Below are 14,109 nucleotides of genomic sequence, written 5' to 3'. Positions count from 1 at the left end.
TTATTTTTCCCCAATACAATCAAGACATAATTTTGTAAGTCCATCTAACATATATGAACTTACCTCTTTAATATAGAAAAATTCAGGCAAAAATTCTTTTGGAATAAAAGAAGCTAAATGACATTTAATTTCATTCATGTCAGGTGTCATTGGTGAACGAATAGCAACTGCATCTGGTCCTACTAAAGCAATGGCTGGAAGTAATGCTTTCGTTACAACTTCAATTGCTCCTTGTTCATTTAAAATCAATTTATGACAATCATCAGATAGCTGCATTCTTTCAAGAAAATATTTAACTTCACCGGCCAATCCATTTTTCCCAGTAATGATTCTTCCATTAGCAATAATACCTTGACCACCTACTCCAAAACCAAATGGTTGTGAATGAAAAATGATGTTTTTATATTCTTGATGTTCCAAAGAAAATCCAACGGCTGCTGCATTAGCGTTATTATAAACAAAGACTGGCGTATGATATTTCTCTTCAAAATCTTGTTTCATATCAATATATTTTTCTGTTGTAGGATCTTTTAGTTGTTTATCATCACTTACTATTCCTGGAGATGCAATACCAATCAAATCAATATATTGATGTTTTAATAAAATAGTATCAATAATATCATATAAATCATATATATTCATTATTTGCTTAATTATTAAATTTTCATCTATTATCTTTGACTTATCATATAAACGATAATAAATTCTTGTTTGTGTTTGATTTCTCAAAATAGCAATAGATAAAATACGTTTTTTATGTTGCATACAATGAACACATCGTTCTTCTTTTTGTTTTTTTCTTAATTTATTAAAATTTGTTAATTCATCTTGAATAAACTGAATTGTTTGAAAAGCATCATATGCAGCAAATAGCGCTGTAGGAATTTGTAATACTAATTTATCAGGTAAAGTATCTTGTAATTTTTTTAACATATAACCTATTTGTGGGGCAATCATCACTGCATCATATTTTTCTATTTCTTCATAAATATTCAAATAAGATACTGCATTAAAATGATAATCAAGATGTAATGATTGTGCTGTCTCATTTAGCATTTGAGCAAACATAGAAGTTGTTAAATCTGCCGAACAAGAAAGCAAGACTTCAATTGTTTTATGGTTCTTTAAAGCTACAAGTGTTTCTACCATTTCATCATATAATTGCTTTGCATGACCTTCATCTTTTAATTCAAAATGAAGATAAAACTTCACAGTTTCATCTTTATTAGAAACAATTGTAAATTCAACAACTGTACTTTCTTCAATATCGGTAAAACGAATTGTAGACTTACCATAATCAGAATTTAATTGAATAACATCTTGATCAACTTGTTCAACTTGATATTCATCATTTTGATGATTTTTTATCCATGCTATAAAGTCATCTTTCATATCACATTTTCTCCTTTCTTTCTTCTTTCATTTTTTCCTTTGTAATATACATATTTTTATCTGCTCGACTTAGAATATACCTTATATCTTCTTGAGGATATTGATTAGAAAGAGCATACCCACAGGCAAAATCAATATAGACTGTCGAATCTTTTTTATTTTGTTTTGCTACTTCTTCTTGGATATTTTTAATCATCTTTTTTAAATCTTGTGAATTTACATTTTCTAAAATTGCAATAAATTCATCACCACCATATCTTCCTACAAAGTGTTTTTTAGGAATCACTTTACGAATAATATGAGCAAAGCTACTGATTAATTTATCTCCTGAGATATGTCCTAAAGAATCATTTGTTTCCTTTAAATCATTTAAATCAAAAATAACGATAGCAAAACAACCTTTATAGTAATATTGATATTGACGAATTAATTCTTCGATAGAACTACGATTAGGCAATCCTGTAGCTAAATCTAAATAAGCTTTTTTATTAAGTTTACTATTATTTTTTACTAAAATAAAGGGTGAAATTGATTCTTTAATTAATATAGCTATCATAATCGTAATAACAATAATCAATCCATCTTCTATCTTTCTTAATTTTGTTGCACATCTTTGAGAATAGTCTTCTGCCGCACTTACAGTTTGATCTGCCTGTTGAAAATAATCCTCACTCATAGAAATAATATGAGAATTAGCATAATGTGTACTTCTATTTTCATTAATTTCTTTTTTTATATTATTCCAAGAAGTATACAAATGCTTTAATTTATTTTGATATGACTTATCTGGTAAAATCGTAAGATCATACTTTCCTCCACCATGCATTAATCCATCAAAAATATCATCTAAATATACAATTAAATCATCGTTACTTTGACCTGCAATTTCTAGTTTAATCACCCTTTGAGTAGCACCCCTGATAATACCGGCATAGTTAATAACACGAGCATTCCCCTGAATTGAATTAACATTAAACATCATACTCACTGTCAAAATAACGAGGAGTACTAAAACCCATCCTTGTATAAATTTTTCTATAATTCTTTTTTTACTTCTTTTAAACACAATACCATTTCCTTTTCATCTAAACCTATTATATCAAATATAAAAATCTATTAAATTCTCAAAAATAAAAATCCTATATAAAAAAATGAGATCATCTTTAAAAAATCTAAGAAATTTTTATTCTGTTTTTTTAATATCTCTTTGTTATAGTTTTCACGATGACAAAAATAAAAAATTTTAAAAGATTATTCATTGCTGTTATTTTCTTTTTGATTAAATTTCAAATACTAATTGTAACTGATATTCGTATTGTTAATCATTTATACACATCTCATTATCAAACAGATACAGTTACTTGAAATCTGGTACCCGTAAATAGTAAAATTACATACCTAATGATTATAAAATGCCATTAGAAACATCATCTAACAGTTAGAAAACTCGCTCTTCAATGTGTTGTCATACCTCGCATAAGTGAGCACGAACATAATATAGCCGTTGATATTAATGCTGATACTACTGTCTGTTCAAAAGACACCGTTTATCACTGGCTTGAACAACATGCTTATACATACGACTTTATTAGACATTATCCTGAATGCAAAAAAATATCACTGGTATTAACAATGAACCATAGCATTATAGATATGTAGGAAAAAAGCAACTAAAATCATAAAAAAACTTATGTTTAGAAGAATATTTGAATCAATATTTCCTTTCATAAGTTTAAATTCTGTTAGATATTTAAATTTAAATTCTAACAACATTAAAAAAACGTTGATTATATCAACGTTTTTTTAATATATTATTCTACACCAATAATAAATGAGTATACAGGTTGTTTACCTTCAATAAGTTCTAATTCAGCTTCAAAGTTATCTTCGATATAACTTTCAATTTCTTCAACTTCTTCATCATTAACATCTTCACCAACAATTAAAGTAACTAACTCTGAATCTTCATCAATTAATTTATCTAAGCATACTTTTAAAGCATCTAATTTATTATCCACACAAGCAACAATATCTTTTTCAACTAATGCCATATAATCATTTGCTTTAATTTCTACACCATCAATATTTGTATCTTTAATCGCAAATGTTACTTGACCAGTTTTAACATTACTCATTGCTTCTTTCATTTCATCAATATTTTCGTCTAGTGAAGCATCTGGATTAAACATGATACATGCTGATAATCCTTGAGGAATTGTTTTTGTTGGAATAACAATAACATTTACTTCTCCCTCTAAAATTGTTGCAGTTTGTTGTGCTGTCATCACAATATTAGAGTTATTAGGTAAAATAATAACGTTTTTAGCATTTACTTTTTTTACTGCTGCAACCATATCTTCAGTAGATGGATTCATTGTTTGACCACCACTTACAATATAATCACAATGTAATTCTAAAAATGCATTTTCAATTCCTTTTCCTGCACAAACAGCAATGACTGCTGTTTCTTTAGCTTCTTGAACACCGGCATCATTATCATCAACACCAACAATACTTCCCGCATTAGCTTGAAGAGTATCAGCTTGTTCTTGCATATTTTCGATTTTTAATTTAACAAATTCTCCAAATCTTTGGGCAATATTTAAAGCATTACCTGGTTTTAAAGTATGAACATGTACTTTTACAATATCTTCATCTTGTACAACAACAATACTTTCTCCAGGAATTAATGATAATTCCTTTTTAAGTTGATCTTCTGAAAACTTTTCAATTAATGATGGATTTAAACGGATAATAAATTCTGTACAATATCCAAATCCTTCTTCTTTACCTTCTAAATTAGTTCCAGCATTAGTTTGTGCTCCACCTGTTACATCAACAAATTCAACACGATCTCCTTGTAATCCAGCCATAAATCCAGTTAATACAAGTAATAGACCAGCACCACCACTATCTACAACACCTACTTCTTTTAAAACTGGTAATAATTCTGGTGTTCTTTCTAATGATGCTTCTGCTTCTTTAACAAAGTAAGATAACACATCTTCTACTTCCATACCTTCTCTAGCATATTCAACAACTTTTTCACTAGATTCACGGATAACAGTTAAAATTGTTCCTTCTACTGGACGCATAACGGCTTTATAAGCAACTTTAGCACCACTTTGCCATGCTTTTGCAAGTAAAAGAGCATCTATTTCTTGATGACCTTCTAATGCCATCGCAAACCCTCTAAAAATTTGTGATAGAATAACTCCTGAATTTCCACGTGCTCCCATCAATAAACCTTTAGATAATTTTTTTGCAATTTCATAAACATCATTGCTTTTTAAATCTTTTACTTCTTTAGCACCAGCATTAAATGTCATTGACATATTTGTACCAGTGTCCCCATCAGGTACGGGGAAAACATTTAAAGCATCAATTTCTAAATGATTATTATGTAACGTATTTGCTCCGCATAAAATCATTTCTTTTAATAATTCACCTGTAATGACTTTCATATGATCCTCCATTATTCAATATTACGAAGCCCTTGTACGTATACATTTACTGCTTCAATTTTTACATCTAAAGTTGATTCAACAACATATTTTACTTTCTTTTGAACTTCAACTAAAATTTCGTTAATTTTAATACCATAGCCTAAAATAACATATAAATCTAAAATAAGCCCTGTTTCTCCATCACGAGCAATAATTCCTTTTGAATAATTTTCCTTTTTTAATAATTCAAAAAAACCATCTTTAAGTTTCTTTTGACTAGCCATACCAACAACACCATAACATTCTGTAGCGGCACCACCGGCAACAGTAGCAACAACATCTAAAGAAATATTGATATCGCCTAAACTTGTATTCTTTTCAATCATCCAAAAATTCCTCCTTCTAAATGATTTTATGATATATTTACTTAATTATTATACCTTAATTATCAATCATTTACAATTTATATAACTAGACTTCATCTGCCAAAGAAAAGTCCTAGCAAATAATAACATAATTTTCAAAAAAAACAATTGCATTTTGTATAAATAAATGATATTATAGTCCAGTACGTAAAGCAACTACTAAAAAAGGAGGATTACGACATGTCAAGAAAATGCCAAATCAGCGGTAGAGGACCTATGACTGGGAACAGACGTTCACATGCATTAAACTCAACTAGAAGAAGATGGAACGTGAATTTACAAAAAGCTACTATTTTAGTAGATGGTAAACCTACAAAAGTTAGAATCTCTGCTAAAGAATTAAGAACTTTAAGAAAATCAGCTTAAGGAATATAAATAACAGCATTAATGCTGTTTTTATTTTCTTTAAAAGGAACGGTTTAATAAACCGTTCCTTTTTTAGTCATATGGTTTATATTCTACTGATTGCTTTTTAAAATCAATAAATAATTGAAAGGCTTGACGATTTTCATCTTCATCCCAAATTTCAACAAACTCAGGTGTTACTTCAATTAATATTTCAGTATCTTCATGACTATAAGCATTATAACTTTGCCATAAATATTGTTTGTATTTCTTTTCAAAAATACGTCCGGGTTCATCAATAACCAATCCTTTATTTAGTGCTATTCCTTCTACTTGAACACCATTAAAGCACATTGCTACACGATTATTTTTAAATAACTGCTGTGTTTTTCTAAAATTCTTATCAGTTTTAAAATAAATCTTATCATTATAAAAAACACAACTTACATTTCTTACCATTGGATAATTGTCCACGCAACTTGCAAGAGCCATAATTTTCCAATCACCTAATTTTTTATCCATTATACTTTTTGCTTCTAAAAATTCCATTTCAAAATTCCTCCTATATTATTCCTTGATAACCTAAAATAAATAAAATAGCTGTAATAAAGATCATTCCTGCAACAATAATGTATCCTTTATACACTTTTTGTTGATGTAAAGAAGATTCCACCAAATTTGTTCTTCTTAAAATATTCATAAGTGGTTTATATAAAAACCATGTTACCACAGCATTCATTGTTGCTTTGATTAAATTAAATGGTAATATACCAGGTAAAAGAATAGCAACGACAGCACTTCTTGGCATCCCATAATAAATAGGTGTCACAATGTAGTTCCATATTAACATACTCACTGTTGTAAGAATAACGCCACAAATAAGACCTATGTTTGCTCCTTTTTGATGGTGATGACGCTTATAAATAAAAGCAGCCATACAAGCAAATGAACATGTTGAAACCATATTCATAATGACATCTAGAATGTTTCCACCCCTAACTAAAAGTTCAAATATTGAACAAATAAAACTCATGATTAAAGATGTCATTGGACCATAAATAAATCCACCGATAATAATTAAAATGTCTTTAGGATCATACCTTAGAAAAGACACCATAGGCACAATTGGAAATGATATGATTAGATTAACAATCATTGCCATCGCACAAAGCATACCTACTGTTGTAATTTTCTTTGTTTCCATTTTCAATACCTCCTTCAAAGAAAAACGCACCTAAAATAATCTTCTAGGTACGTTTTTTGCTTATGAAGTATAACAAAAAAAGACTTCTTCCATCCAGACTATAACTGTTGCTACTGGAATTTCACCAGTTCGGCCTTTATGGCTCGCGGAGTTTACCGCCAGTAGAGAATTTCACTCTGCCCCGAAGTATTATTTTATTTGCATATTCATTGTATACTTATTTTATTTATTTGTAAACAAAAACGAAAGAGTGAATCCACTCTTATCGTTTAAATTGATTTTTAAATGTTTCAAAAATTGATTCTTTTTTCTTAGCATGTTTAGCTAATTGTTCGTACAATTCTTTTTCTTTACTTGATAATTTTGTTGGAATCTTAACTTCAATAGTCACCATTTGATCTCCATAACTTGAACCACGTAAATCTTTAACTCCTTTACCTTTTAATCGTAAAACAGTACCAGATTGAGTTCCTGCAGGAATTTTTAATGTGACATCACCTTGCACTGTTGGCACATCGACTTCACATCCTAAAGTTGCATCAACACTTGAAATAGGTACAGTAATATGAATATTACGACCATTTCTAACAAAATGTGGATGACTTTGTACATGTACTTCTACAAATAAGTCACCATTAGGTCCGCCGTTTGCTCCACGACCACCTTTTCCAGATACTCTTAATTGTTGACCATCGTTAATACCAGCAGGAATATCTAAAGAAACAGTCACTGTTTTATTATTATATCCCTTACCATGACAATGTGGACATTTTTCTTTAACAATTTTACCAGTACCATTACAATCTGGACATGTTGTTTGTGTAACAAAAGTTCCAAATGGAGAAGATTGTTGTTGTGAAATAGTACCTGTACCATGACAATGTGGACAAGTTGTTACATCATTAGGATTCTTAGCTCCCGTTCCATGACAATGACTACATGGTGCATCATATGTGACTTTAATGTCTTTTTTAACACCATTAACAGCTTCCATAAAACCAATATTTACTCTCATTAAGTGGTCATCACCACGACGAGGACCATTTGATCTTTGACGACGTGATCCCCCACCAAAGAATGAACCAAATATATCACCTAAATCAACGTCTTCGAAACCACCGAAGCCACCGAAACCACCTGCACCGCCAGCTCCTTGTTCAAATGCTGCATGACCATATCGATCATAAGCAGCTTTTTTATTATCATCAGACAATACATCATAAGCTTCTTGTACTTCTTTGAATTTTTCTTCAGCATCAGGTTCTTTATTGACATCAGGATGATATTGTTTTGCTTTTTTACGATAAGCACGTTTGATTTCATCAGCAGAAGCCCCTTTATTAATACCTAAGACTTCATAATAATCTCTTTTATTTGCCATAATTTCACCCTTTCATAACAGTTTTAAAACCAAGGTGGAACCTTGGTTTTAAACTTCTAGTTCTTTTCTTCAAAATCAGCATCTACAACATTGTCATCATTGTTATTAGATGTAGTTTCACCAGTTGGTCCTTGTTGATTTTGTTGTTGATATGCATATGATGCCATTTGTTGAGCCATTTGTTCTAATTCACTCATTTTAGCTTCTAATGTTGCCATATCATTGTTATCTAAAGCAGTCTTTAATTCTGTTTTTAATTTTTCAGCTGATTCTTTTTGAGTTGCATCAATTTTATCACCTTGTTCAGCTAATGCTTTATCAATTTCATTAATCATTTGTTCAGCTTTATTTCTTGTTTCAATATCTTTACGTTTTTTATCATCTTCTGCTTTATTAGCTTCTGCTTCTTTAACCATACGGTCAATTTCTTCATCAGATAATCCAGTAGAATTTTGAATAACAATTGATTGTTCTTTTTGAGTTTTTAAATCTTTAGCTTTTACATTAACGATACCATTAACATCAATTGAGAATGTAACTTCAATTTGAGGAACACCTCTAGGTGCTGGTTCAATACCGTCTAATTTAAATAAACCTAATTGTTTATTATCTTTAGCCATTGATCTTTCACCTTGTAAGACATTGATGTCTACTGCAGGTTGGTTATCAGCAGCTGTAGAGAAGATTTGTGATTTTGTAGTTGGAATTGTTGTATTACGTTCGATTAATACAGTCATAACTCCACCCATTGTTTCAATACCTAATGATAATGGTGTTACGTCTAATAATAAGACATCTTTAACATCACCAGCAATAACTCCACCTTGAATTGCTGCACCCATTGATACAACTTCATCAGGGTTTACTGATTTATTAGGTTCTTTTGATAATAATCTCTTAACTGATTCTTGTACTGCAGGAATACGAGTAGATCCACCAACTAATAACACTTGATCAATTTCACTTGGTTGCATTCCAGCATCACTTAATGCTTGTCTAACTGGTCCTTCAGTTGCTTGTACTAAGTCACGAGTAATTTCATCAAATTTAGCTCTTGTTAATGTTAATTCAAGATGTAATGGTCCGGCAGCACCAGCTGAGATGAATGGTAATGAAATTTGAGTTTGCATTACACCTGATAAATCTTTTTTAGCTTTTTCTGCAGCTTCTTTAATACGTTGCATTGCCATTTTATCTTGTGATAAATCAACACCTTGATCTTTTTTGAATTCAGAAACGATCCATTCCATAACTTTATTATCAAAATCGTCCCCACCTAATTTATTATTACCAGCAGTAGCTAATACTTCAAATGTACCATCAGCTAAATCAAGAATGGATACGTCGAAAGTACCACCACCTAAGTCATAAACTAATACTTTTTGTTCTTGATCTAATTTATCAAGACCGAATGCTAATGCTGCAGCAGTTGGTTCATTGATAATACGTTCTACATCTAAACCAGCAATTTTACCAGCATCTTTTGTTGCTTGACGTTGAGCATCATTGAAGTATGCAGGTACTGTAATAACTGCTTTTGTTACTTTTTCACCTAAATAAGCTTCAGCAGTAGCTTTTAAGTTTTGTAAAATCATAGCTGAAATTTCTTGTGGTGTATATTCTTTACCATTTACTTTTTCTTTATAATCTGTACCCATATGACGTTTTACAGACATAACTGTATCAGGGTTAGTTACTGCTTGTCTTTTTGCAGCTTCACCTACAATAATTTCTCCATTTTTGAAAGAGACAACTGAAGGAGTTGTACGATTTCCTTCTGGATTTGCAATTACTTTAACATCTCCATTTTCTAAAACACTTACACATGAGTTTGTTGTTCCTAAGTCAATACCAATAATTTTAGACATATTCATTTCCTCCTATTTATTCACTTACTTTAACTAAAGATGCACGAATAACGCGATCTTTTAACATATATCCTTTTTGTAATTCTTCAACAATCATTCCTGGTTCAACACCATCTTCTTTAACAGTCATCACTGCTTGATGATAATTTGGATCAAATTCCTTACCTTCGGTTTCAATAACCTTAACACCTTGATTTTCTAACAATGTCATAATTTGTTTATAAATCATTTCATATCCTTTTAAGAAATTACTTATTTCTTCACTTGGATTTTGTACTGCTAAAGATCTTTCAAAGTTATCAATTACAGGAAGTAATTGTTCGATGAATCCTTGCATCATAAACTTTAAATTATTTGCATGTTCATTTTGCATACGTCTTTTTAAGTTTTCCATATCTGCAAAGACTTTATAATAATCATTTTTCCATTTATCAACTTCTTCTTGAAGAGCTTTCATTTCATCTTCTAAAGAAGCTTCTTGATTATCATTTTCTTCAACTGTATTTTCTTCTTCAACTTCTTTTGTTTCTTCAACTACAGTTTCATTATCTTTTTCTGCCACCATGTTCACCTCTATTTCCAATGTCATTTGGTAATTCGTCTAAAAATGCTTTTTCAATATGTGCTGAAATATATTCAACCAATGCTACCACTTTTTCATAAGGCATACGGGTTGGTCCTATAACTGAAATAGATCCTTTTGACGTTTCCCCAGTTTTAAATGATGCTGATATAACTGAAACATCACCAATTTCATCAATTGGTGAATCAACACCAATCTTAACTTGTACACCATCTTCTATTGATAGTGATTGGAATGTTTTCCAAGCTTGCGAATTCTCAAATGCGCTTACAATTTTTCTTAACTTATCTACATCGTTGTATTCAGGTTGATAAAGCATATTTTCTTTTCCAGAGAAATAAACATTACTTGAAGCAAATTTAACAAAAGCTTCTAGAAATGCATTCAACAATTCTTCATGTTGTCTAACACTCGTGGAAAGAACTGGCCTTACATCTCTTTCTAAATGAAACGCAACCTGATTAATAGGCGTACCTACAAGTAAATCATTCATAACATTAACACAACTCATTAAATCTTCCATTTCCACATCAGATGAAAATTGGAAAATCTTGTTTTCAACATGTCCCTGACTTGTAATAATAATAGCTGTAACTTTACCGTATTCAAGAGGAACAACTGTAATTCTTTGTAGTGTATCATCACTAGCTGAATTTCCTAATGCAACACTGGTAAGATGCGTTAATTCACTCAACATATTACAACTTTCGTGAACAATATCTGTCAGATTACCTCTACGCTTATTAAAAATTGTCGCAACTTGATTTTTTGTTGTTTCATCAAGATCAACTTTGCCTAAATTGTGCACATAGAAACGATATCCTTCTTTTGAAGGAATTCTTCCTGATGAAGTATGTGTCTTTTCAAGATATCCATAGTCTTCAAGAAAACTCATTTCATTACGAATCGTGGCACTAGAATAAGGCAATTGATATTTGGTCATTAAAGTTTTAGATCCCACCGGTTCAGCAGTTTCAATAAACTCATCAACAATACATTTAAATATCAATAACTGTCTTGCTGTTAACATCAAGTTCACCACCTTTAGCACTCCTTTTTCCTTTGTGCTAAATACATTATACATGATTTATTAGCACTGTCAAGCAACTTGTGCTAATTTTTAAAAATTTATTTTTTAAGACAAAAAAAGGCAATTTCCACTGCCTTTCTATTCTAAATAAAATCAACTAAGATTGCATTGAGCAAATAAAAATAATCAGGATTAACTTTCAAATAATGATGATTCAAAAACAAATGTTTCATCTTAATATGTTTATTTAAAGGTTCTTGATAATATTCTATAAAGTTTACTTGATAACATTGATTAAAAACATCAATATTTAATCCTTCTACCAGTCTTAAAGACATCATAAGATGATTAAACATATGATCCTCTTTTGATAAAGTTTCAATTTTTAAAATTGATTGTCCTTTTAAATAGTGACTTAAAGAGCGACTATGTTCTTTCATTTGATTATCAACTTTACCACATGCTCCAATACCTAGTCCTTCATAATTTTCATAACGCCAATATTTCAAATTATGAAGGCATTGATAGCCATCTTTAGCATAATTAGATACTTCATATTTTTTAAAGTTCATTTCTTTTAATGTTTGATCTATGAGTTGATTCATTTGGTATTCTATTTCTTCGTCAATAGGTTCAAAATCTTTAATTTTTAAAACAGTATGATCTTCTAAAATCAAAGAATAATATGATAAGTGTTGAATATCTAATGATTTAATAGTTAACAAATCATTTTTTACATCATCTATTGTTTGATGAGGTAAACCATACATCAGATCTAATGAAATGTTTTTAAATCCCAATTGTTTTGCTTGATTAATTAAATCATAGACATCTTGACAACAATGAACTCGACCAATATAAGGTAGAAGCTGATCATTAAATGTTTGCACCCCTATGCTTAGCCTTGTGATACCACCGTCTTTTAAGATACTTAATTTCTTTATATTCATGGTTTCTGGATTAAGTTCAATTGAATATTCTTTAACTGAATTTAAATATGGTTTAAAGATATTCATCAGACGTACTAACTGCTTTTCATTTAGACTGCTTGGTGTTCCACCACCAATATAAATTGTTTCAAATTCATTTATCGAAAGTTGTTTAAATTCATTTTCCAAACAATCTAAATATTGATTTGCTACTTTTTCATCATAAAAGACTTTACAAAAATCACAATAATGGCAAATATGATTACAAAAGGGAATATGTACATATAATGCCTTAACCGCCATCTTTAATACCAAACTCCTTTGCTAAACCACCTAATGAAGTTTCTTTATAAGCACTATTTAAGTCTTTTCCTGTCTCTTTCATAACTCTTACAATAGCATCATAAGAAACTTTATTTTTTCTTAAATAGCCTAATTGTTTCGCATATAAAGCTGCATCTATTGCCCGTAAAGCACCAAAACCATTACGCTCAATACATGGAATTTGTACATAACCACCAACCGGATCACAGGTAAGTCCTAAGTTATGTTCTAGTCCCATTTCCCCTGCATACTCTATTAAACTATTATTTAATTCTAAAATCCATCCGTAAGCTGCAGCAGCCATCGAACAAGCTGTACCTACTTCAGCTTGACAACCTCCATCAGCGCCAGAAATCGTTGCATTTGTCTTAACAACATTACCAAACAATCCTGCAACTGCTAAGGCTTTAATCAATTCTTTTCGCGGGATATTTAATTGTTTATAACAATAATACAAAACTGCCGGTAAAACACCACTTGCTCCACAAGTAGGTGCCGTTACCACTTTATGTCCACATGCATTTTCTTCAGAAACCGCATAAGCATAACTACTTACCAATAAACGTTCTCTTTCACTTTCTCTGCGTGTATTCAGTGCTTGTTGGTACATTGATTTAGCTACTCTTTTTAATTGTAATTTACCGGGTATTGTTCCTTCTGCTGATAGTCCGGATTGAACACATGCAAACATTGTATCTAAAACCTCAAACAAATACGCTTTAAAATTATCATCTTCATAATTCATAACATAATCATAAAAAGATATACCTTCTGTTTCAATATGCTTTTCGATTTCTTTTAATGTTTGATGGGGATAAACTTGTTTAGCTTGACTCAATTTACTATTTTCAAATTCAACCGATCCCCCACCAATAGAATAGGCTGTTAATGTATCTATTAATTGATCTTCACGATAAATATAAAAACGCATACCATTAGGATGATAAGGTAAAGTCTCACTTTTAAAATGTATCTCAGTACGATCACCTAATGTCTTTTTTATAATATAATCCGTCAAATGTCCTTTTCCAGTCAATGCCAATGATCCATACAAATCAACAACATATTTCGATGCTTGTGGATATCGTGTTTTCACTTGACTTGCTGCAATTTGAGGGCCCATAGTATGCGAAGATGATGGGCCAAATCCAATTTTAAATAACTCTCTTAATGATTCCATAC

13 protein-coding genes, 1 pseudogene and 1 riboswitch are annotated in these 14,109 nt (G+C 30.5%); of the genes and pseudogenes, 2 read left to right on the top strand and 12 right to left on the bottom strand.

All coding sequences use genetic code 11. The features are described from left to right. Both DW911_RS02815 and DW911_RS02810 read right to left on the bottom strand, forming a co-directional pair. Positions 1–1,392: an ROK family protein gene (locus DW911_RS02815; RefSeq protein ID WP_118607438.1), complete on the bottom strand. Its 1,392-nt coding sequence runs from the start codon at positions 1,390–1,392 to the stop codon at positions 1–3. A gap of 1 nt (position 1,393) precedes the next feature. Beyond that, the gene (locus DW911_RS02810) at positions 1,394–2,458 is read right to left on the bottom strand and encodes a GGDEF domain-containing protein (protein ID WP_118607437.1); all 1,065 of its coding nucleotides are present in this window, start codon (positions 2,456–2,458) and stop codon (positions 1,394–1,396) included. Between the two features lie 389 nt (positions 2,459–2,847). Here DW911_RS02810 and DW911_RS11320 point away from each other — a divergent pair. After that, positions 2,848–3,051, top strand: a pseudogene (locus DW911_RS11320) (D-alanyl-D-alanine carboxypeptidase family protein); the annotation flags it as partial. A gap of 152 nt (positions 3,052–3,203) precedes the next feature. On the opposite strand, the gene DW911_RS02800 reads toward DW911_RS11320, so the two are convergent. Together DW911_RS02800 and DW911_RS02795 are read right to left on the bottom strand one after the other, a co-directional pair. After that, positions 3,204–4,856, bottom strand: a complete 1,653-nt coding sequence (locus DW911_RS02800) for a DAK2 domain-containing protein (protein WP_118607436.1) — start codon at positions 4,854–4,856, stop codon at positions 3,204–3,206. 11 nt (positions 4,857–4,867) lie between these two features. Beyond that, positions 4,868–5,224: an Asp23/Gls24 family envelope stress response protein gene (locus DW911_RS02795; RefSeq protein ID WP_118431968.1), complete on the bottom strand. Its 357-nt coding sequence runs from the start codon at positions 5,222–5,224 to the stop codon at positions 4,868–4,870. A 219-nt stretch (positions 5,225–5,443) separates the two neighbouring features. On the opposite strand from DW911_RS02795, the gene rpmB reads away from it, so the two are divergent. Next, the gene (rpmB, locus tag DW911_RS02790; protein ID WP_118431970.1) at positions 5,444–5,629 is read left to right on the top strand and encodes a 50S ribosomal protein L28; all 186 of its coding nucleotides are present in this window, start codon (positions 5,444–5,446) and stop codon (positions 5,627–5,629) included. Between the two features lie 72 nt (positions 5,630–5,701). Here the strand turns inward: rpmB and DW911_RS02785 are convergent, their stop codons facing one another. The 8 genes from DW911_RS02785 to DW911_RS02750 all read right to left on the bottom strand — a co-directional run bounded on the left by DW911_RS02785 (position 5,702) and on the right by DW911_RS02750 (position 14,107). Next, complete coding sequence (locus DW911_RS02785) at positions 5,702–6,157, bottom strand: pyridoxamine 5'-phosphate oxidase family protein (protein ID WP_118431972.1); 456 nt, start codon at positions 6,155–6,157, stop codon at positions 5,702–5,704. A gap of 13 nt (positions 6,158–6,170) precedes the next feature. Further along, a complete protein-coding gene (locus DW911_RS02780) occupies positions 6,171–6,812 on the bottom strand; it encodes an ECF transporter S component (RefSeq protein ID WP_118431974.1) in 642 nt (213 codons plus the stop codon). A gap of 77 nt (positions 6,813–6,889) precedes the next feature. Then, positions 6,890–7,005, bottom strand: a riboswitch (FMN riboswitch). Positions 7,006–7,074: 69 nt separating this feature from the next. Next, on the bottom strand, positions 7,075–8,193 hold the full coding sequence (gene dnaJ / locus DW911_RS02775; RefSeq protein ID WP_118431976.1) for a molecular chaperone DnaJ: 1,119 nt from the start codon (positions 8,191–8,193) through the stop codon (positions 7,075–7,077). 56 nt (positions 8,194–8,249) lie between these two features. Continuing rightward, positions 8,250–10,061: a molecular chaperone DnaK gene (gene dnaK, locus DW911_RS02770; RefSeq protein WP_118431978.1), complete on the bottom strand. Its 1,812-nt coding sequence runs from the start codon at positions 10,059–10,061 to the stop codon at positions 8,250–8,252. A gap of 16 nt (positions 10,062–10,077) precedes the next feature. Then, positions 10,078–10,626 carry a nucleotide exchange factor GrpE gene (grpE, locus tag DW911_RS02765; protein WP_233541822.1) on the bottom strand — a complete coding sequence of 183 codons (549 nt, stop codon included), beginning with the start codon at positions 10,624–10,626 and terminating at the stop codon, positions 10,078–10,080. Continuing rightward, positions 10,607–11,674: a heat-inducible transcriptional repressor HrcA gene (gene hrcA, locus DW911_RS02760; protein ID WP_118607435.1), complete on the bottom strand. Its 1,068-nt coding sequence runs from the start codon at positions 11,672–11,674 to the stop codon at positions 10,607–10,609. Before hrcA ends, grpE begins: the two co-directional genes overlap by 20 nt. Before the next feature lie 143 nt (positions 11,675–11,817). Then, on the bottom strand, positions 11,818–12,918 hold the full coding sequence (gene hemW / locus DW911_RS02755; RefSeq protein WP_233541823.1) for a radical SAM family heme chaperone HemW: 1,101 nt from the start codon (positions 12,916–12,918) through the stop codon (positions 11,818–11,820). Continuing rightward, a complete protein-coding gene (locus DW911_RS02750) occupies positions 12,896–14,107 on the bottom strand; it encodes an L-serine ammonia-lyase, iron-sulfur-dependent, subunit alpha (RefSeq protein ID WP_118431985.1) in 1,212 nt (403 codons plus the stop codon). The genes hemW and DW911_RS02750 overlap by 23 nt, the downstream gene beginning before the upstream one ends. Positions 14,108–14,109 lie beyond the last annotated feature (2 nt).

The sequence above is a fragment of the Erysipelatoclostridium sp. AM42-17 genome, from assembly GCF_003480255.1.
GTDB lineage: Bacteria > Bacillota_I > Bacilli_A > Erysipelotrichales > Coprobacillaceae > Faecalibacillus.
The sequence above is the reverse complement of the archived record's forward strand: the minus strand, read 5'-3'. Positions and strand labels throughout refer to the sequence as shown.